At 36.7% G+C, this 22,155-nt stretch carries 17 protein-coding genes and 1 other annotated feature; of the genes, 8 read left to right on the forward strand and 9 right to left on the reverse strand.

The features are described 5' to 3' along the window. Positions 1-216: 216 nt before the first annotated feature. Positions 217-819 (forward strand): 30S ribosomal protein S4, encoded by a 603-nt coding sequence (gene rpsD / locus MKX78_RS17840; RefSeq protein ID WP_095372261.1) that lies wholly within the window; start codon positions 217-219, stop codon positions 817-819. 258 nt (positions 820-1,077) lie between these two features. On the opposite strand, the gene MKX78_RS17845 is transcribed toward rpsD, so the two are convergent. The 8 genes from MKX78_RS17845 to MKX78_RS17880 all read right to left on the reverse strand — a co-directional run bounded on the left by MKX78_RS17845 (position 1,078) and on the right by MKX78_RS17880 (position 9,977). After that, positions 1,078-1,491, reverse strand: a complete 414-nt coding sequence (locus MKX78_RS17845; protein ID WP_095372259.1) for a MerR family transcriptional regulator — start codon at positions 1,489-1,491, stop codon at positions 1,078-1,080. A 455-nt stretch (positions 1,492-1,946) separates the two neighbouring features. Next, entirely contained in the window at positions 1,947-2,987 is a 1,041-nt protein-coding gene (locus MKX78_RS17850; protein ID WP_095372258.1) for an NAD(P)-dependent alcohol dehydrogenase, read from the reverse strand. Positions 2,988-3,414: 427 nt separating this feature from the next. Beyond that, the gene (locus MKX78_RS17855; protein ID WP_307316803.1) at positions 3,415-3,777 is read right to left on the reverse strand and encodes a hypothetical protein; all 363 of its coding nucleotides are present in this window, start codon (positions 3,775-3,777) and stop codon (positions 3,415-3,417) included. Positions 3,778-4,158: 381 nt separating this feature from the next. Beyond that, positions 4,159-5,121: a ketoacyl-ACP synthase III gene (locus MKX78_RS17860; protein WP_307316843.1), complete on the reverse strand. Its 963-nt coding sequence runs from the start codon at positions 5,119-5,121 to the stop codon at positions 4,159-4,161. 105 nt (positions 5,122-5,226) lie between these two features. Further along, positions 5,227-5,568: a hypothetical protein gene (locus tag MKX78_RS17865; RefSeq protein WP_095372256.1), complete on the reverse strand. Its 342-nt coding sequence runs from the start codon at positions 5,566-5,568 to the stop codon at positions 5,227-5,229. A 250-nt stretch (positions 5,569-5,818) separates the two neighbouring features. After that, positions 5,819-7,210 (reverse strand): APC family permease, encoded by a 1,392-nt coding sequence (locus MKX78_RS17870; RefSeq protein WP_370873355.1) that lies wholly within the window; start codon positions 7,208-7,210, stop codon positions 5,819-5,821. 11 nt (positions 7,211-7,221) lie between these two features. Next, complete coding sequence (locus MKX78_RS17875) at positions 7,222-8,658, reverse strand: aldehyde dehydrogenase family protein (RefSeq protein WP_307316800.1); 1,437 nt, start codon at positions 8,656-8,658, stop codon at positions 7,222-7,224. After that, entirely contained in the window at positions 8,655-9,977 is a 1,323-nt protein-coding gene (locus MKX78_RS17880) for an aminotransferase family protein (RefSeq protein WP_307316798.1), read from the reverse strand. The genes MKX78_RS17875 and MKX78_RS17880 overlap by 4 nt, the downstream gene beginning before the upstream one ends. A gap of 213 nt (positions 9,978-10,190) precedes the next feature. Between MKX78_RS17880 and MKX78_RS17885 the strand changes: the two genes are divergently transcribed. The 6 genes from MKX78_RS17885 (at position 10,191) to MKX78_RS17910 (ending at position 17,418) form a co-directional block, all read left to right on the forward strand. Then, a complete protein-coding gene (locus tag MKX78_RS17885) occupies positions 10,191-11,579 on the forward strand; it encodes a sigma-54 interaction domain-containing protein (RefSeq protein WP_095372254.1) in 1,389 nt (462 codons plus the stop codon). A gap of 288 nt (positions 11,580-11,867) precedes the next feature. Beyond that, the gene (locus MKX78_RS17890; protein ID WP_095372253.1) at positions 11,868-13,394 is read left to right on the forward strand and encodes a phytoene desaturase family protein; all 1,527 of its coding nucleotides are present in this window, start codon (positions 11,868-11,870) and stop codon (positions 13,392-13,394) included. 12 nt (positions 13,395-13,406) lie between these two features. After that, entirely contained in the window at positions 13,407-14,270 is an 864-nt protein-coding gene (locus tag MKX78_RS17895; RefSeq protein ID WP_341051769.1) for a phytoene/squalene synthase family protein, read from the forward strand. Between the two features lie 12 nt (positions 14,271-14,282). Continuing rightward, on the forward strand, positions 14,283-15,773 hold the full coding sequence (locus MKX78_RS17900) for a phytoene desaturase family protein (protein ID WP_307316789.1): 1,491 nt from the start codon (positions 14,283-14,285) through the stop codon (positions 15,771-15,773). Between the two features lie 5 nt (positions 15,774-15,778). Beyond that, a complete protein-coding gene (locus MKX78_RS17905) occupies positions 15,779-16,912 on the forward strand; it encodes a glycosyltransferase family 2 protein (RefSeq protein ID WP_095372250.1) in 1,134 nt (377 codons plus the stop codon). After that, on the forward strand, positions 16,909-17,418 hold the full coding sequence (locus MKX78_RS17910; protein WP_095372249.1) for a glycosyl-4,4'-diaponeurosporenoate acyltransferase CrtO family protein: 510 nt from the start codon (positions 16,909-16,911) through the stop codon (positions 17,416-17,418). The genes MKX78_RS17905 and MKX78_RS17910 overlap by 4 nt, the downstream gene beginning before the upstream one ends. Before the next feature lie 45 nt (positions 17,419-17,463). Here the strand turns inward: MKX78_RS17910 and tyrS are convergent, their stop codons facing one another. Then, positions 17,464-18,714, reverse strand: a complete 1,251-nt coding sequence (gene tyrS, locus MKX78_RS17915; protein ID WP_095372248.1) for a tyrosine--tRNA ligase — start codon at positions 18,712-18,714, stop codon at positions 17,464-17,466. 65 nt (positions 18,715-18,779) lie between these two features. After that, positions 18,780-19,003 (reverse strand) — a binding site (T-box leader). Between the two features lie 179 nt (positions 19,004-19,182). On the opposite strand from tyrS, the gene MKX78_RS17920 reads away from it, so the two are divergent. Next, positions 19,183-22,101 (forward strand): transglycosylase domain-containing protein, encoded by a 2,919-nt coding sequence (locus tag MKX78_RS17920; RefSeq protein WP_307316783.1) that lies wholly within the window; start codon positions 19,183-19,185, stop codon positions 22,099-22,101. Positions 22,102-22,155: the final 54 nt, after the last annotated feature.

Genomic DNA, 22,155 nt, shown 5'->3' on the forward strand with positions numbered 1-22,155 from the left:
TAATGAATAAAGATTGTATAATAGTCTTTGTGTAAAATATCGCAGCTTTTGTGTGTACTTTAATGTTTCATTTTGTTCCTCTAACAATCTTTGTTGATGGGGTATTGTGTAACCCTCTGCTGCGAGGGCGAAGATACTTGAAAACAAAATGTGCGTAAAGATGACCACAACTGTTTTTATTTTACCCAAATAAAAACAAAAAGGAGGAGTCATATTATGGCTCGTTATACTGGCCCAAGCTGGAAATTATCTCGTCGTCTTGGTATTTCTCTAAGCGGCACTGGTAAAGAATTAGAAAAGCGTCCTTACGCTCCTGGACAACATGGTCCTAACCAACGTAAAAAATTATCTGAGTACGGATTACAATTACAAGAGAAGCAAAAGCTTCGTCACATGTATGGTGTAAATGAACGCCAATTCCGTAACTTATTCGATAAAGCTGGTAAAATGACTGGTAAACACGGTGAAAACTTCATGATTCTTTTAGAATCTCGTTTAGACAACGTTGTTTATCGTCTAGGTTTATCTCGTACTCGTCGTCAAGCACGTCAACTTGTGAACCACGGTCACATCTTAGTTGATGGCAAGCGTGTAGATATCCCTTCTTACCGCATGCAACCAGGTCAAACAATTACTCTTCGCGAAAAATCTCGTAACCTAGATATCGTGAAAGAAGCAGTTGAAGTTAGCAACTTTGTTCCTGATTTCGTATCTTTCGATGCAGATAAACTTGAAGGTTCTTTCACTCGTTTACCAGAGCGTTCTGAACTTCCAGCAGAAATTAACGAATCTCTTATCGTTGAGTTCTACTCTCGTTAATATTAGCATTAAGCATTTTAATGCTAATAAAACCCTTGAAATGTTGTTAGATCAACATTTCAGGGGTTTTTTCGTTTTTATTTACTTTGCAAAACAGGGTAAGATAATGCCTTTTGGGACCAAGTTGGGGCCAAAAAATAATAGGAAGAGTGCCCGTTTGCTTCATATTATTACTCATTCTTCAAATCCCGAACATCGTGCTTGACGGTTCACAAGGAATAAAAGAACTTACAGAATGACTTTGTCTTAGAACTATATTTAGTTAAAAGGAATTTCTATTTTATTATTTTTATGAATATCTTCAGTTCCGGAATCCAAAGCTGTTCTGTAATACCAACATTTATGCTTGATGAGTTCCATTGTCTTGTTTAATTCCTCTAGTTGTGATTCCACTATAGCTTTTCGTTCCATGAACATATCAAATCTTTGTTGCAAGGTGGAATCTCCTTCAGAACACCAATCAATAAAATTTTTTATTTCTTTAATAGGCATTCCGGTGGCTTTTAAACATTCAATTATTTTTAAAGCTTCGATATCGGATTCTTTAAACTGTCTTGTTCCCCTAGCAGTACGTTCTATAAATGGCATAAGTCCTTCTTTGTCGTAGTAGCGCAAGGTATATACGGTAAGATTCAATTCTTTAGCAACCTCGCTGATAGAATATGTCTTCATTATTACTCCCCGTTTCTTTATTTACGATATAGATTTCGAGTTAACTCTAGAAATGAAAGAAATTATATCATGGTATTTGTTGATTGGCAAAGTCATCTGTTCATTAGAAATTGGGTAAAAAGAATAAATGGGTCATTTTAGCTAGAGTTAACTGTAATATATAAGAGAAAAAAAGCAAGATTTGATATGAATAGAGGCTATTTTAAGATGAGTTCTTAGTTTAATCTGGTATAAGTGTTATAAAAAATGGATTAGGAATGATAGAGCGTCAGATTCAGAAAAGGTATATTTTGAAGAATACAGTAAATTGATGAAAAGCAAAAATTGGGATTTGTAAAGAAAAATTCAGAACATAGGTCTTAACGAACAAATAAAGACGTCTTTTTAGTTACTAATATTTAATTTTTATAGGGGTACCGCCATTGGCTGTACCCCATAAATATCGCTTACGTCATTCACATTGTACTGATGTCAATTACAAATCTATACTTCACATCGGAAGCTACTACTCGTTCATAAGCTTCGTCAATTTGATCAGCTGAAATCACTTCAATTTCAGGAGTAATATTATGTTTAGCACAAAAATCCAACATTTCCTGTGTCTCCCGGATGCCTCCAATCATAGACCCAGCAAATGAACGACGATGACCGATTAGATTGAACACGTTTAGTGACAGTGGTTCTGCAGGAGCGCCTACGTTTACTAGCGCGCCATCAAGATTGAGTAGTCCTAAATAGGCATCCAGATTAATCTTTGCACTTACCGTATTAATAATTAAGTCATAGCATCCAGCAAGTTTCTCGAATGTTTCTGGGTCACTTGTTGCATAGTAATGATCTGCACCTAACTTCAGACCATCGTCCATTTTCTTCAATGTTCGAGACAGAACAGTGACTTCAGCACCCATTGCATGTGCAATTTGAACAGCCATATGTCCAAGCCCCCCCATACCAACAATTGCTACTTTCTTGTTAGGACCTGCTCCCCAATGATTTAACGGAGAATATGTTGTAATACCCGCACAAAGTAATGGTGCTGCTACGTCAAATTCAATATTATCAGGTATTCTGAGTACGAAATCTTCCGATACGACAATGTGGGTTGAATAGCCACCTTGAGTGGGCTCCCCGTATTTATCAACACCTGCATAAGTATCGACTTTTCCTTTTAAACAATATTGCTCTTCTCCTTTACGGCAGTTCTCACACTCACCACAAGAATCAACCATACATCCGACTCCTACTCGGTCCCCAACCTTATACTTTGTCACCTCGGCTCCAACATCTGTGACGATTCCCGCAATCTCGTGTCCGGGTACAAGTGGATAGTTCACTGGACCCCATTCACCATGAGCAGTATGAATATCAGAATGACATATGCCCGCATATTTAATTTCTATCAGAACATCTTGTGAATCAAGATCACGTCTTTTAATCTCTGCAACTCTAAATGGTTTGTCTGGACCGTCTACTGCTCTTGCTTTAGCTGTTATCATTTGTTTAAACCTCCAATAATTTGATTTTAAAGAGAATTGACCTGTTTGTTTCTTACAAAACTAGAATAACCCCTCTAGTTAACTCTAAGTCAAGGTATAAGTTTATATGCAGAATCAAGCCAGCAAAATTATATAATAGTGATACTCCTTATGTGGAGTGTTTTGTAGGAATATACCTTTCCATTGTGAACAAGCTAAAAATGTAAATACTTGTAAAAAGAAAGATGAGATGTATTTGATAAACAGAGTTGATGAATTTAGAAAAGGAGCGAGGTTTGAACCAAAGAGATTTCGCTAAAGCAATTCGTTAAGACAAACTGGCTAGAAGCGAATTTACTTAATTAGTAATTAATTTGTGAAAAGATGTTCTTTAAAACAAACAGCTGTTCAGGTAAAAAGCCCCTCTCGATTGAGAAGGGGCTTTTTACTAAAACTCGTCATAACTTACTAAGGAAAAGTCATCCTTATTTAATTTCCTTTTACAAATATCCCTATAATCACAAACATTGTTCTTGAAGTTTTTTATAATGTCTACTAAGGCATCCTCAATTTTTAAGCCATATCCTACTGCTCCTTCAAAACCACCTAAAGGATCTTTTAGTTTTAGATTTGTATAACCAATAAAGGTATTAGATTCTTTTTGTTCATAGATTCTCACTTTAAAGGAACCAAAAGGAATTTGGTCACCTTTATATACTTCTTCAAAAAAAGATAAAGCAGATACTTCAAACTCAGCCACTAACTTTTCAATTGTATTAATTTTCTCTATATCTAAATCCTTCCAACTCATTCAATCCCCCCATTTTTTTTGGAGCTTAACATTTTACTTTCATTCTTTTTATATCTAACCATGCCGTAAACTTCACCTAATACATGAGTTCCAGAGTATTTCCCCCAAAGGAAACTGCTTAGGCAATTCACATATGGAGAACTTTTTTGGATTACTATATCAGGTAATGTATTTCAGAAAAGCACGCTACTCATTTGAGAAAATTAAAGGAGAGTAGATCATTCATTATATAAATAAACGCATAAAGAAAAAATGGCAGGTATGAGTGGTTCAATACCATATTCATACCTGCCAAATAGTTACTTAATATAAAGCTCTAACTTTTAGGAGTCACTACTATATGTTGGTTTTTCTTTATTTAATAATGATATACCTCCTTGCTTAATACTTAAACAACATGGCAACCATCTCATGCCCCGCACCAATAGTCCAAAATAACACCGTATCGCCTCTTTTAATCCTTCCTGTTTCAATACCTTCATATAAACAAATAAAAGGACTACTTGTAGTGGTATAACCGTACTTATCACCTATGTAGATGATCTTCTCCTGGTTGATTTCAAAATGTGATTGTATTTTCTTAATGTTTGATAAAGCAAATTGAGAGAAACAGTAAGCATCTACATCTCCTATTGTTAGGTTATTTCTTTCAAGCAACTCTTCAATCATTTCACAAGCAACTGGAATGGCCATTGCTCCATCAAAAGGTAGGAAAACAATATTTTCTGCTTGTCCTCTCGTTTGAGAAAAACCTGCCTGCGGATAGACAATATTATCTTTATTCGCAGAATCCACTTCGAATATGGCATCAATAAAACCTGTTTCTTCTGTTGTTTTTTCTAAAATAAGAGCTGCTGCTCCATCAGCAAAGTTGGCAAAGGTAATCTCTTGCTGAGGGTGAGATATGAGGCTATTCGCATCCGATCCAATCACCAATGCTTTTTGCACACGTGGATTGGCCATCATGTAACGTGACACATTTTCCACTGTTAAAGTCATACCTGCGCAATTTGCATTACTATCATATATCATTGTATGATTCTTGGCACCAATGGCCTCATGTACATACATCGCATGACTTGGAAACGTCCTTTCAGGTACCTGTGTGGAAAAAACGATCAGATCTATATCCCCTCCAGCCATTTCAGCCTTAGTTAATACCCTTTTCGCTGCTTCTATTCCCATTGATAAGCTATTCTCCTTACTGTTATCAATGATGTATCGCTCTTTTCTACCCATGATTTCAAGGAAATGTGTAATATCCCTCCCTTGTTTCTTAAAATGTTCAATATAAAAATCATTTGTCACAACATTCTCAGGATGATAAATAGCTATTGCACGCATTTTAATATTCTGTTCTGTCACTTTCAATTCTCCTCTTGATATGATTTATTTTCCATATAAATAAGTATGAAGAGCTACCCAAATAGAATAGCTCTTCATACTTATTTAAGCCTCTTCAACACTCGCTTGTAAAAGACCCGCGTTTCTCGCCACTCTTGCCAATTGCATTTTGAGGACTACATTTTCCTTAATCGTATAGATGACTTTCTTGAAGCCTGTCTCTTTATACATTTTCATCACTTCTGTCAAATTATCAGACAGCTCTTGAGATAAAAGCTTCATTTCCGTACAATCAACAAAAAGGTCATAATCCGGACCATTGATCGGACCGATTTTTGCCACATATTCCTCAACAAAAAGCTTTGCATCCTCCATCGTCATCTGCCCTGCTACAGACATATTTACTATTTTACTTGCTTCATTCACATGAATCGTTGCTTTTTTCATTTTCCTATAACTCCTTATTATTTTTTACTTACAAATAGGTCTTTACACCCATAAACAAGTTATAAGACTATATCAAACTATTAGTCTACTATAATAATATCGGATGATTAATAAAAATTTTACTAGAATATAGGAAAATAGGCACAAAAAAAAAAGCACCCTGTTAGGGTGCAAAATACTTTTATCACTCATATGCTAGCAAAATCTTCTTTGAAAAAATTTCTTGCTACATTCGTAAACAAATGAATGGTTACATTGTTTTTGAACTAGATATATCTTTGCTACTCTTCATATAAGTTTCCCGTTTAAGATAGATTAATAGACCACCTATAACCCACCAGCCTGCAAAGATGACCCATTCATATGGCCAGATTAATGCAGCAGGCATTCCTGGGAAAAAGAGGATAATAAAGCCAATACTTAATAGAACCGCTAACCATCCGACAATATTAGAATTCCCTGCTTTGAATGGTCGAAGCATATCTGGCTCATTTTTACGTAATTGCAAAAAGGCAATAGAGACGATTAAATAGGCAAAGAGAACGGCCAACCCACCAGCGTCTACTAACCATACAAGCATTGGACGACCTAAGAGTGGCGCTAACATTGATAGTCCACCAATAAACAGAATCGCATTCGTTGGCGTTTTATTTTTCGGATGTAAGCGACCAAACCAAGCGGGAATCATTTCCTTCTCTGCCATTGAGCAAAGAATACGACTACCTCCAATAATAAAGGCATTCCAACTCGTCAATATCCCAGCAATTCCTCCAAGAATCAAAATGGTGGCAAAATGATCAGAACCATATATGATTGCCATCGCATCCGCGGTTGGTAAAACCGATGTCGAAAGAGTTGTTTTATCTACTGCTATTCCTACTGCTATGACTACTCCAATATAGAATATAACAGCAAAGGCAACTGACATTATTAAAAGGCGTCCAATCGATTTTGGAGGTATATTCATTTCCTCAGCCGTTTGTGGGATAACGTCAAAACCGACAAACATAAATGGAGTCATCACTAGAACAACAATAATACCTGAAACGCCCCCTACAAAAAGTGGTTCAGCATCTGCTAAGCTTCCAGTCACACCGGCACCTGCAATGAGCATGACACCAATTAAAGCAATCACGATCGTCAATACCATCTGTAAAAAGGCAGCTGATTTCACACCAAAGAAGTTAAAAATGGTAACAAATAGGGCACCTGCGACTCCTACTAAAACCCAGGATAGATAGACATCATAATCATTGATGGTGTACATATAACCAACTTTATAATTAGGAAACAAATATTCTACAACGGTCGGCAGGGCAACTGCTTCAAAAGCGACGACTGATATATAGCAAAGTGCTAACCCCCAGGCAGCAATAAAAGCAGACTTACGTCCAATACCTCTTTCTGCAAAAATCATCGTTCCCCCATTTGTCGGCATTGCTGATGATAATTCTGCATAAGCAAGTCCGACAAAAGAAACTAAAATACCGCCAACAATAAAGGCAATCGTTGCTCCAACAGAACCAGCAGTATGAACCCAGTTGCCTGAAAGCACAACCCACCCCCAGCCAATCATTGCACCAAAAGACAAAAACAACACATCGAATCGAGACAGGACTTTATTCTTGTTAATAAAATTCAACCCTTTCAGATTTAATTGCCATCTAATGTTTCAAAAGTTTGTATAGATACTGTTTTTATCTCTGTAAAAAACTCAATTGCTGCTTGTCCCTGTTCTCTGCTACCTGAGCTTGATGCCTTCATTCCCCCAAATGGTGCTTGGGGTTCTGCACCTCCAGTCTCTCCATTGACTTGAACCATACCTGCTTCAGCATGTTGAATAAAATGAAATGCTTGGCGAAGATTATTCGTGAAAATAGAAGCGCTTAGGCCATATTTAGAGGAATTCGTTGCTTCTAATGCCTCCTTGTAATTCGCTACTTTCCTTAAACAAAGAACTGGGCCAAAGATTTCTTCCTTAACAATCCTCATGTTTTCTTTCACATTTTCAAAAATTGTCGGTTGAATATAGTAACCATTTTGCCAATATGTATCAGCAAGCGACTTCCTACCGCAAACAAGCTCTGCACCTTCTCCCAATCCTTTTTGGATATAGGATTGTACTTTTTCATATTGTCTCTTTGATACCACCGGACCAATATCTGTCATCTCTGATAATGGATCTCCTATTTTCAATTCATTGATTGTATCCTCCAATATCGTTTTAAAAGAATCATAGACTGCCTCCTCAACATAAACGATGCCCGTTGCTGTACAGCGTTGCCCTGATTGTTTCATTGCACCGTCTATACATGATTGCGCAGCAAAAGATAAATCACAATCAGCCATTACAATCGCAGGGTTTTTCCCGCCTAACTCAAGTTGGTACTTCTTTTGCTGAGATGCAGCAGTAACAGCAATTTGATTGCCTACTTGGTTTGACCCTGTAAATGTAACTGCAGTTATTTCTTTATGACGAACTAATGCCTCTCCAATCGTTGCTCCTGAACCATTAACCATTTGTAGCACATCTTTAGGTAACCCTGCTTGCCACAGAATTTCTGCTAGTTTTATTGCTGTTAATGTAGATTCCTCTGATGGTTTCCAAACAACTGTATTTCCGAAAACTAATGCTGGGGCCATTTTCCAGATTGGGATGGCGATTGGAAAATTCCATGGAGAAATAACAGCTATCGGTCCAATCGGCACTCTAGAAGAGTAGAGAGTTTTTCCAATAAACGCAGAAGGAATATGCTCTCCAATTTGTCTCCATCCTTCTTGCCCATAATATCGGAGAATCGCTGCTGCTCTTCCTATTTCACCTCTCGTCTCTCTTATAACCTTTCCTGTTTCTTTTGTCGCAAGTATAGCCAGTTCTTCCATATTTGCTTCTAATAGATCTGCAGCTACTCGTAAAATTTCCCCACGTTCAATTGAAGGCTTGTTTTTCCATTTTAAAAAGGCTTGCCTAGCAGAAGTAGCCGCTAAGTCTACCTCCGCTAGGGATGATTCTTCTACTTCTCCTATTAATTCATCAGTATTAGCAGGGTTGTAGCGCATATACTTTTTTTTATTTGTATCAATCTTCAACCTTTTAACACCTCTCTCTTTACATTCGAAATCGCCTGGTCAAGGATATTAACCATCTGCTCTACTTCTGCTTTGTTTATGATGAGCGGCGGTGAAAAAACAATCGAGTCATGATCATACGTAACTGTTCGCAAAATCAACCCTAGCTTCGCAGCTTCCTTCACAATGAGTGGACTTAAATATTCAGCAAAACGCTCACCAGATTGACTATCTTTGACAATGTCAATGCCACCAAGTAAACCAAACCCTCTTGCATTTGTCACGATTTCATGTTTTTCTTCTAAGTACTTTAGCCCTTTATACAATTCCTCTCCCATTTTTTTCGCGTTCTCAATAAGACCATTTCTCTCAATGATTTCAATATTTTTCAAAGCAACATTACAAGCCACTGGATGACCGCTATACGTATAACCATGCAACAGAGTGCCCTTTGAGAGAGTCTTAAAATCATTGTGTAGGCGATCATTAAATGCAACTCCACCTAATTGGGCATATCCACTTGTTACACCTTTGGCAAAACAAAGCATATCTGGTTGAATCTCTTCATGTTCAATGGCAAAATATTTTCCTGTTCTTCCAAAGCCAGTAATGACTTCATCGATAATCATTAAGATGCCATATTCATCACATATTTTTCTTATCTCTTTAAAGTAGCCTTCTGGTGGGAGGTTGACTCCGCCTGCACCTTGAACAATCTCAGCAATAAAAGCGGCTATTGTCTCAGGTCCTTCCTTCTCTACTAATGTACGGAATTCTTCTACGCTCGAATTTACATAGTGAAAATGGGGCGCATTAGCATTTGTAAAATCACGAAACGGTTTTAACCCTGTAGCACTTGTAGCCCCCATTGCAACACCATGATACGACATTTTCCGGGAAATAATTTTTTGGCGCTCTGGTTGATCCTTTAATATCCAATAATGTCTTGCTAATTTAAATGCCGTATCGTTTGATTCGGAACCCCCTGATGTAAAAAAGACAGCATTCAGATCTCCTGGTAGTATTTTTGACAACTTTTCTGCTAAGCGGATCGCTGGCTCATTACTAAAAGTGCTAAAATTAGATGTAAAGGCGAGTTTAGACATTTGTTCATAAGCTGCTTCAGCCATTTCCTTCACACCATGGCCTATATTGACATTCCAAAGCGAGGACATACCATCAATAACTTTATGTCCGTTTGTATCTGTCAAATATACGCCCTTACCCTCTGTAAATATATGGCTCGGACCTTCCGCCTGTTGCTGGGCAATTGAGCTAGTTGGATGGATAAAATGCTTCTTGTCTAATTCAGATAACTCTGTGGTTAATAATGTCGTCATGTCAATTCCTCCATTATGTGATTATTTAGAATATTATTATTTATAATGCAATTCTTATGCCAAATTTATAAAACTTATTAAATGAAGAAACTTCTTTATCATTAATGAATTTAATAATTCATTTTTGACTTTTTTAATCAATAAATTAATTATTAATTATATTTTGAATTATTGTATAATTAAAGAGAGGTTTATATGCAAAGGAGTTTTTATATGGAAAATTCATCACTTCATCATTTAATAGAAACAATCGTTCTCACATCCAATAATAATATTACAATTACAAATGGCGTAGGCGAAATCTTATATTTCAATCCAAAACATTGGTCTGTTTATGGTGTAAGGCAAGAAGATTGCTTAGGTAAAACAGTTTATGAATTAGAGGCAAAAGGCGTATTTAACCCTTCAATTACAGCACTAGTAATAAAAAAGAAACAACAAGTAGAACTGATGCAGCAAACGCTAACAGGAAAAATCATTATGACTACCGCCTACCCAATATTTGATAATAACAATCAAATACAATTCGTAGTGAGCTATGCTCAAGATCAAACAGAAATAAATAAACTTCATTTACAATATAAAGAGCTAGAGCGACAAATCCAAAATTATCAGCAGGTCGTAAAAGCACTTAGAGAACAAGAAAATGCCCAATATCGTAACAAAAAAATGGAAGAAATCAAACGAACGATTCATCGGGTAGCCAATACAAACGCAACCGTCTTATTATTAGGTGAATCTGGTGTTGGAAAAAGTATGTGGGCAAGAAAAATCCATCAACTAAGTAAAGAAAAAAAAGAACCATTCATTGAGGTTAACTGCAGTACCATTCCAGAAAGTTTATTCGAAACGGAGTTTTTTGGCTATGAACCAGGGAGCTTCACTGGGGCCCATAAGCATGGAAAAAAAGGGTTAATTGAACAAGCACATCATGGCACATTATTTTTAGATGAGATTGGAGAATTGTCGTTATCCTTACAGGTCAAATTATTAAAAGTACTTGTAGAAAAGAAGTTTAAAAGAGTTGGCAGTAATACAGAGCGAACGAGTCACTTCAGACTGATTACAGCCACGAATCGCCCATTAGAGGAAATGGTCAATAAAGGTGATTTCCGCCTTGACCTTTATTATCGTATCAATGTAATTCCCATTGAAATTCCCCCTTTAAAAAAACGGAAAGAAGACATCATCTTTTTAGTAAGTCATTATCTGTCCATCATGAACAATAAATATCATATGGAGAAAGAGATTCATAATGAGACTTACGAATACTTAACAGAGTATCATTGGCCAGGAAATGTGCGCGAGCTTGAGAATTTAATAGAAAGACTTGTCTTAACAGTTGATTCTGTCATTATTTACCCAAGTCACCTACCCCAAGCACTCTTTAAGAACAAGCAAATCGAACCAGACCTTATTGACTTACCACTACAAAAGAATAATGAAAGCTTAAAAGAGAGAATAGAAAGAATTGAAAAACATATTCTCTTACATACGTATAAACAATATCCCTCAAGCTATAAAGTAGCTGAATTACTAGGAATTAGCCAAGCATCTGCTGCTAGGAAGCTAAAGAAATATCGCGCAAATAGAGAGCTATAGCTTCTATTTGCTTTTTTACTATACAAAACAGGTCCACTCAATTTCTTCTACTATTTTTTTATTCAGCAACATATATAGATAAAGAGATAAATATTAAAAATGATATGAGATAAAAGGGAAAAAATCTTAGAATAAATAAATTTTTAAAAAAAGGTTTGAAATAAGACTATTAAGGATATTTATCTATTGTAAAAGGAAAGGTTTTTTTTTAACTTAAGTGACATATGTGTCACTTAAATTCTAGACTTTCTCCTTTTCATTAGGTACAGAAAAAAAAGGAGCGAAGCAATGGAAAAGACAAAAAGTGTTGTAGTCATCGGAGCAGGTGTTGCAGGATTAGCTAGTGCGATACGATTACAAAAAGCAGGCTATGATGTAGAAATTTATGAAAGAGATAGTAATCCTGGAGGTAAAATGAATCGTATCGAAAAAGATGGCTTCACATTTGACCTCGGGCCGACTATCGTGATGATGCCCGAACTATACAGAGAGATATTTGAACTTGCCGGAAGAGATCCTGATGATTATATTCCTATGCAAAAACTCGATCCGATGTACGCTGTTTTCTTCAGTGAACAGTCTCAAGATCATTATGAAATATCCTCAAACTTAGTTGAATTAATGAAAACACTTGAAGATATTGATGAGAAAGATGCCCAAGGATTCCTCACCTATTTAGAAAAAATATACAAACGGTTTTTAGTTGCCAAAGAACACTTTCTACAAAAACCTTTTAGGAATGGAAAAGATTTTTACAACCCCAAAGTATTGAGGCAAGCTCTCAAATTAAGAACATTAGATAGTGCAGATTCATTTATTGGAAAGTACATCAAAAATGACAAAATAAAAAGTATGCTGAGCTTCCAAACATTATATATTGGGGTTTCTCCTTATACTGGACCATCTTTATATACGATTATCCCAATGATTGAAATACTTTATGGGGTCTGGTTTATAAAAGGTGGAATGCATACGATGGCAAAATCAATGGAAAAACTTTTCTTAGAACTAGGAGGTAAAATTAATTACAACTGCGACGTGCAACAGATCTTAATAAAAAATGGAAAAGCATATGGTATACAGGCAAACAACCAAGTTGTCCATTCTGATTATGTTATGTGCAACGCAGACTTTCCTCATGCCATGAAACATCTCATTCAAGATCAGCGCACTAAAGGAAAGAAATATACAGATAAAAAGATTGATCAAATGAAATATTCATGTTCCTGCTTTCTCATGTATATAGGGTTGGATAAAAAAGTGGAGCAACTAGACACTGTCCATAATTTTTATATTAGTCAATCTTTAAAGAGAAACATTGACGATATATTCGAAGGTAACCAATTAAATGACCCCTCTTTTTATGTTTATATCGGCTCAAAACTTGATGAAACAATGGCACCTAAAGATAAAGATGGTCTCTATATACTTGTTCCTGTTTCTGAGCTCTCTACAGCTAAGGATGAATGGACGCATGAAACCTCGCAACACTACCGCGAGCAAGTCATGAAAAAATTATCAACCATGCCTGGATTCGAAGATATTGAAGAACACATTATTTCTGAAACACATATCACTCCAATGGATTTCAAACATCGATTTAACGCTTATAATGGAGCGTGTTTTGGATTAAGACCAAATTTGACCCAAAGCAATCACTTACGCCCGCAAAGTAAAGCTACTTATTGTGAAAATCTTTACTTTACCGGTAGTAGTACACATCCTGGCGCAGGCGTACCGATTGTATTATTATCAGCAAAAATTGCCTCAGAGGAGCTTATATTAGATGACGAGAAAGCATACGAGAAAATTTAAGGGGGGCATGTAATGAATCAGCAGCTATTAGCCGATTATTATTATTGTGAAAAAATCATCCAAAACTATTCAAATAGTTTTTACTATACCTTTTCTCATCTACCGAAGGAAAAAGCGAATGCAGTGTATGCCATTTATGCTTTTTGTAGAATGGCAGATAATGCAGTCGACCTTCATGACAGTACGGCGGAAAAAGTTACCCGTCTGGAGCAACTACACGATGAACTTGTCCTGTTTCAACATAATAAGGAGCTAGATTTACCTTTATGGAGAGCATTACGAGATGTATTTAACCGCTATGAAATGAATATTCAACCTTTTTTTGAACAATTAGAAGGACAAGCAATGGATATTTCCTTCAAAGCCCCTCGTACAATAGATGAGTTGTTGAAGTATAGTTATCATGTAGCCGGAACTGTCGGCCTTATGCTGCTACCTATTATCGCTAAGGCGCATTACCAACAACTAAGACCAATAGCTATTAAATTAGGAAATGCTATGCAATTAACAAATATTTTACGAGACATTGGTGAAGATTATCGCAATCATCAACGTATATATATCCCAGAAAATTTGCTAGTAAAATATCAATATTCAACTGGAGAACTTTCAAGAGGTGTGATTAACCCTTCATTTATTTCAATTTGGGAGGAACTTGCCCAAAAGGCTGAAAACGAATATGACAGCTTTGAAACGAGCTATCATCTATTTGATCGTGACTCTCAATTCCAAGTATTATCCGCTGCAAGAGTTTATAGAAGCTACTTAGCACAAATTAGAAACAAACAATATAACTGTTTTAAAGAAAAGCATGCGATGATCTATGATGATGTGGCGGATATATTAAATAATACAAGAATGGATTTAGCTAATTAAGGGGGATAATTAATGAAGCGAACAGCCATTGTCATCGGCGGTGGACTCGGCGGACTGTCCACTAGTATTTCCTTAGCACAGAGCGGTTTTCAAGTTTCATTATATGAAAAAAATGCTCACCTCGGTGGAAAATTAAATAGGCTTGAGCAAGATGGGTTTGGTTTTGATCTTGGACCAAGTATTTTAACCATGCCGCATATTTTTGAAAGATTGTTTAACGGCAGTGGCAAACAGATGTCTGAATATATTCCAATAAAGGAAGTAGCACACCAATGGCGTGCTTTCTTTCCAGATGGAAAAATGCTTGATCTCTTCTCAAATTTAGAACAAATGCTCACTGAAAATGATGATTTAACATCCAAGGATATAGAAGAATATGAGCAGTTCCTTCATTATTGTAAAGGGTTATATGAAATGACTAATGAAGGTTACTATAAGCATGGGCTTGATTCAACATTAGAAGTAATCAAACATCACGGAATCATCCGCTCACTTAGAGGGTTTGATTTATTTTCCACGATGTATGATGCCATCGAGCATCATATTAGTCATCATCATCTCAAGAGAATGCTCTCTTATTTTATCAAATATGTTGGCTCTTCACCTTATGATGCACCAGCTATACTTAATATGATGATTTATATGCAGCATAAGCAAGGGGTATGGTATGTGCCTGGTGGTATGCACAAAATTGCAGAAGGTTTAACAAAACTTGCTCAAGAAATTGGTGTTCATATTTACCACGGTCAAGAGGTAACAAAATTATCTACTAGCAAAAATAAAGTCACAGAAGCCATTCTAGCAGATGGTACCACCCTAAAGGCTGATTATTATATTTCCAATATGGAAGTCATTCCAACCTATCAATTTTTATTGAATGAAAACATAGGCTACATTAATAAACTTGAAAAAAAGTTTGAGCCCTCTAGCTCAGGTTTAGTGATTCATCTTGGTGTTAAAAACCAATACCCACAATTACGTCATCATAATTTCTTTTTCTCAAGAGATTTAAAGACACAGATGAATAAAATATTTCATAAAAAACAACTACCAGATGATCCAACGATCTATTTAGTCAATGTCAATAAAACAGACCCAAGTCAGGCTCCAGTTGGCCATGAAAATCTTAAAGTACTGCCACATATCCCGTATATCCAAGATCAGCCCTTCACAAAAGAGGATTATTTGCACTTAAGGACGACTGTACTCATTAAATTAGAAGAAATGGGATTGACTAATTTACGCCAATCCATTGTTACAGAGGATTTTTGGACGCCTGAAGATATCAAAGAAAAATACAACTCTCATCGTGGTTCTATCTATGGAACCGTTTCTGATAAGAGCAAAAACAAAGGCTTTAAACACCCTAAACAAAGTGAAAAGTATAAGAATTTATTTTTCACAGGCGGAACCGTAAACCCAGGTGGCGGTATGCCGATGGTCACACTTAGCGGTATGCAAGTGCGTGATAAAATAATGACTGCTGAAAAAGAAAGGGCGTAACATTCATGGTTCTGACCGGTATTCTCACCGTACTTGTCTTGTTCATTATATTTGGCCTCCTTTCTGGGAAGCTAATGTTATGGGAAATTCCCACTGCTGAAAAAAAAAGTACAAAACTGGTTTCACCACTTATAGAACAGGTATCTATCATTATACCCGCACGAAATGAAGCGAAACGATTGCCGAACTTACTCACTTCATTACAGCAACAAATTATGCAGCCAAGAGAAATTATTGTCATCGATGATGGTTCGGTAGATAGCACAGCTTCTATTGCTATGCATTACGGTGCAAAGGTTTTAAATACCAACACATTAAGAGAAAATTGGAAAGGAAAGTCAGCGGCCTGCTGGCTTGGCGCGAACGAAGCGAATGGTGATTTCTTATTATTCCTTGATGCTGATACATTCTTTGAACATCCTGATAGCTTGCAGAATTTAATGCAAACATATGAACGATACGGAAAAACCGGTATTCTCTCTGTACAGCCTTTTCATCGTATTAAAAAATCCTATGAAAACTTATCCTTACTATTTAATATGATTGTTTTTGCAGGCATGAATGTCTTTACCATTTTTCGTCAAAAAATACCACCTGCAGGTGCATTCGGTCCGTGTATCTTATGTAATACACATGAATATCTACAGACAGGCGGGCATCAAAAAGTCGGGGAAGCGATTATGGATGATCTTGTGTTAGGAGGAATTTTTAGTAAAGAGGGATTCCCAGTCCATTGTATTAGCGGTAAAGACCTTATCAGCTTTCGTATGTACCCAGAGGGGATCAAAGGTTTGATTGAAGGTTGGACTAAAAGCTTTGCTACAGCTTCAAAGGCTACTCATTCTTTTATTACCATACTAATAAGTTTATGGATTGCCGGTGCCTTTTCTTCCGTTGCATTCATCTTATTGTCACTATGGCAAAGCAGTCTTAGCTTATTACTTATTTCATTAGGATTTTATCTTCTTTACATCTATCATCTTATTTTGCAGTCTCAAAAAATCGGTCGTTTTCATATAGCGAGTATTGTCCTTTATCCATTTTTATTTTGTTTCTTTACACTAACATTTGTATATTCTCTTTATTTAACGCGAATTAAAAAAAGGGTGAACTGGCGTGGTAGGAAGGTAAAAGTATGAATATTTTTCCGATTTTCACCCTTACACCACTCGCTCTTTTGACAGTTAATATTCTTGCATGGGGTTTCATTCACATCAGTTTATCTCTTTTACTAGCTTCTCTACCACTCCGTTGGTTTAAAAATGATTCTCATCTTTATCAATCAAAAAAATGGGAGAAAAACGGAGAGCTTTGGCAATGGCTGGTTAAGGTAAGACAGTGGAAACATAAAATTCCAGATGGTAAGCATATTATTTCTAAAGGATACGAAAAACAAAACTTACAGGGTGTTTCTCTGTCAGACCTTGAAGTTTTCTTATATGAATCTAGAAGAGCAGAGCTCACCCACTGGCTATCCATACCACCTGCATGTTTATTTTTCATTTGGAACCCCATTTGGGCAGGTTGGGTAATGATTGCCTATGCATTAATATTTAATTTACCTATTATTATCGTACAACGCTATAATCGGCCACGCTTAATACGCTTAATAGCATTAAAAAAATGCAGAAAAACTGTTTACTAAAGATAAGTAGCCTATCTCTAATTTTTAGAAATAGGCTACTTCATTTTAATATTGAATTAATGTATATTTCTTCTTCCCGCGACGAATAACTGTAAATTGACCCTCTATTTTATCTTGCTCACTCAACTGATAATCAACCTGTTGCATACGATCACCGTTAATGTAGATTGCACCGTTCGTTACGTCTTCTCTCGCTTGTCTTTTAGAAGGCGAAATTTTAGCCTCTACAAGTAAGTCAACAATATTGCCCTCTCCAGTATGTTGATAAGAAGGAACATCCTTAAACCCTTCCTTTACTTCCGCAGCGGTTAACTCTTTAATTTGTCCACTGAATAAGGCTTCAGTAATTTTCAGCGCTTGGTTCAATGCTGCTTCACCATGTATTTGTCTCGTCATTTCTTCTGCTAATGCCTTTTGTGCTTTACGTAAATGAGGCTCTTCTTGGACAGCTACTTCCAAAGCTTCGATGTCTTCACGTGATAGGAATGTGAAGTATTTCAAGTATTTAATGACATCTGCATCTGCTGTATTAATCCAGAACTGATAAAACTCATAAGGTGATGTTTTTTCGGCATCTAACCAAATGGCTCCACCTTCTGTTTTTCCAAACTTCGTACCGTCAGCTTTTGTCACAAGCGGAATGGTCATACCGTATGCTTTTGCACCTTCTCCAACCATTTTACGGATAAGCTCAAGCCCAGTTGTAATATTACCCCACTGATCACTGCCGCCAATTTGAATTTTACATTGATGATTTTCATAAAGATGCTTAAAGTCCATCCCTTGTAAAATCGTATAAGTGAATTCCGTAAAAGAAATACCTGATTCTAATCTTTTAGCAATCGTATCTTTAGCTAACATATAGTTAACCCCAATATGTTTACCGTAATCCCTGAGGAAAGTGACAATATTCATACTCGATGTCCAGTCGTAATTATTGACTAATGTCGCTCCATTATCTCCTTCAAAATCAAAAATACGTTCTAATTGCTGTGATAAAGAAGCAACATTTTCTTGTACTTTCTCAATCGTTTGTAGTGTTCTTTCTTCTGTCGCCTTTGGATCACCAATTAACCCAGTTGCCCCCCCTACTAACACAATCGGACGATGCCCAGCATTTTGAAACCTTCTCAATGTTAAGAAGGGTAATAAATGACCAATATGCATACTATCACCAGTCGGATCCATCCCACAATATAAGGAAATCTTTTCTTTTTCTAAAAGATCCTTCATCCCCTCTTCATCTGTTTGTTGATAAATAATGCCTCTCCACTGTAAATCTTCTAATAAATTCATCCACTTTTCCTCCTTTATTTCATAAAAGATAAATTTTTATCCAAAAAAAATACGCCCCTGCTCATTGCAGGGACGCATTTCTTTGCGCGGTACCACCCAGTTTGAGAACACTATTATTCTCCACTCTTCACTGATAACGGAAATACCGTTTACTACTACTAGATATATTCATTCGCAGTAAAAGCTCCGGGAGGTATTTCGCACTTCTATTTGTATCGACTCACAGCAAACCGTCGACTTTCTGAAAACAGGGATAGAATGACTACTTATGACCCATCAACGCTAATATTAAATTGAATCGTAATAATGCATTTTTATCATAAAAGAATAACCAATGTCAATATGACGTTTTTTTAACTTTTTTTCATCCCAATAGGAAAAATATGAATTTTGTACTTTATGACGAACCTTGTCATATTACCTGTTAGGTTATGCTATAATGTATTTGATTTTAGGAGGGATGAACGAATGAATGAGACCTTCAGCAAGATAAAAGAAAAAGCAAAAGCCGCGTTCGGTTTTTTAACTCATAATAAAACCAAAAAAGGCGCACGTATTACATATCAAGTTATATGGAACTTATTATTAATACTTGCAATTACCGTTATCTTAGGTGGGGCATTTGCAGGTGCCACAGGTATTGGCTATTTTGCTTCTCTTGTTAAAGATGAACCCCTTCGTTCTTATGAAAATATGCAAAAAGATATCTATAATTATGAGGAAACCTCAAAATTATATTTCGCTGGTGATGTATATTTAGGAAATGTAAGAACGGACCTTGAAAGAGAAGAAGTGAAGCTAGAAAATGTTTCACCATATTTGAGAGATGCTGTTATTGCCACAGAGGATGAGTACTTTTATGAGCACGAAGGTGTAGTGCCAAAAGCTATCCTACGTGCACTGTTTCAAGAAGTAACTAACGCCTCTACTCAATCTGGAGGAAGTACATTAACTCAGCAACTGATAAAAAACCAGATCTTAACAAACGAAGTTTCTTTTGATCGAAAAGCAAAAGAAATCTTACTCGCATTAAGGTTAGAGAATTATTTCGATAAAGAGGAGATTCTTGAAGCTTATTTAAATGTCTCTACTTTTGGCCGCAATGCGGAAGGTAGAAATATCGCTGGCGTTCAGGCTGCTGCCCAAGGTTTATTTGGTGTTGATGCTAAAGATGTGTCTATACCTCAAGCAGCTTTCATTGCTGGTATGCCTCAGTCACCTTTTGGTTATACACCATTCCAACAAGGTGGTGGCTTAAAGGATGAAGAGTCTCTACAACCAGGCATTGATCGTATGAAAGTCGTACTTAAGAGAATGTACGATGATGAAAGAATTACTGAAAAAGAATATAAAGAAGCTAGTGAGTATGATATTGTTGCTGACTTTAGAAAACCGAAAAATGATGATGCAATTGAAAAATACCCTTATTTAACTTATGAAATTCAAGACCGCGCCAAGGAGCTTTTAGCATCCATCTTAGCAGAACAAGATGGCTATGAAGAAGCTGATTTAACTGGTGACCTTAAAAACGAATATCTTATTTTAGCTGATCGAGCATTAAGACAGAATGGTTATCATGTTCACTCAACTATTGATAAAGATATTTATGAAGCTTGGCAAAAAGTTGTTAAAGATTATCCTAACTACGGCCCAGCCAAAAGTGCAACCTATGTAATCGATGGTGAAGAAAAAGAAGTAATGGAACCAGTGGAGGTTGGTGGACAACTTATTGAAAACAGTACAGGGAAAATTCTGAGCTTTGTTGGTGGTCGTGGCAAGGGTGTATCCTTAAATGAAGACCTTAACCATGCAACCGATACGTTAAGACCAAACGGCTCAACCATGAAACCATTACTTGTTTATGGTCCTGCATTCGAACTTGGTGCAGCACAACCAGGAAGTATTCTTCCCGATGTGCCACTGCGCTTAAATCCAGGTTCAAGTGACTATTGGCCAAAAAACTATTCTTTTACCTACCATGGTTTAGTTTCAGCAAGGTATGCCGTTGAACAATCTTATAACGTCCCAGCGGTTAAACTTTATACCGATATTTTGAGCCAAAATCCGGCACAATATCTTGAAAAGATGGGTATAACCACATTAACCGCAGAAGATAAAACGAATAGATCAGCTGCATTAGGTTCATTAACAAATGGTGTTTCCGTTGAGGAAAATACGAATGCATTTACTACATTTGCTAATAACGGTAAATTCGTAGATGCTTATATGATTGATAAGATTACTGATAAAGAAGGCAATGTCATCTACGAGCATGAAACGAAGGAAGTAGAAGTCTTTACTCCGCAAACAGCTTACTTAACAATAGATGTGATGCGTGGGGTTATTAATAGTGGGACAGCCACTGCTGTTAAAAACCGTTTAAAATTTAGTGCCGATTGGGCAGGAAAAACAGGGACAGGTAATAACTTTGAAGATGCATGGTTCGTCGCGTCTAACCCAAATGTAACCGCTGGTCTATGGAGTGGCTACGATACGCCTAAGTCTCTAAAAGCAAGTGGTAGTTTATCTTATAGCGCACGTAATAATTACTTATGGGCTGATTTGATGAACGCTGCTTATGATGTAAATCCTGAACTCATGAAGCCAGATAAAACCTTTAAACGACCTGATGGTATAGTCAGTCGCTCATTCTGTGCAATTAGTGGTTTAATCCCTTCTCAAGCTTGCTCTGAAGCAGGACTTGTTGATACTGACATCTTTAATGCAAAATATGTTCCGTCTAAATCAGATGATAGTCTTGGAACAGGTAGAATTGTCTATATAGGGGATAAAAAGTATTTGGCACTTGAATCCACACCAGCGGAATTTTCTGAGCCTGGTATGGTCATAGATGCCGATTATATTGAAAAACTATTTGGCATTAGAGCGAACCCAAGTGATTTATTGCCGAAAAGGGATAAATGGGCTAAAGTACTCGTTGCAGCCGATAAAATGAGTGAAAATGGCAAAAAGCCAGCTGCACCAAATGCTAAAGCATCAGGTAACTCCATCACTTGGGGGCAACATCCTGAAAATGACGTCATTGGTTATCGTGTATATAAAGACGGTAAAAAAGTAGCCAGTATAAAAGCCGGTGACTCCTTAGGCTATAAAGGTGGCAATGGTGAGTACCATGTTACAGCAGTTGATATTGCCGGTAATGAATCTTCACCTTCAAGCAAAGTCCAAGTTGGCAAAGTGAAGGAAGAAGAGAAGCCAAAACAAGAGGACAAAGTAAAAGAAAACGAGCCTAAAGAGGAACAAACAGATAAGGAAACAGAAACGGATAGCAAACCAGAAGAAAAACCGGAAGAGGAAAAGCCTCAAGGTGAAACAGAAAATCCTCCTGCGGAAGAAGATCAACCGGATACGAGTGATGAAGAATAGAACAATGAGAAATTTAGAGATTTAAAGAGGTGCATTCGCACCTCTTTTTTATTT

The sequence above is a fragment of the Cytobacillus sp. FSL R5-0569 genome (assembly GCF_038007265.1).
Lineage (GTDB): Bacteria > Bacillota > Bacilli > Bacillales > Cytobacillaceae > Cytobacillus > Cytobacillus kochii.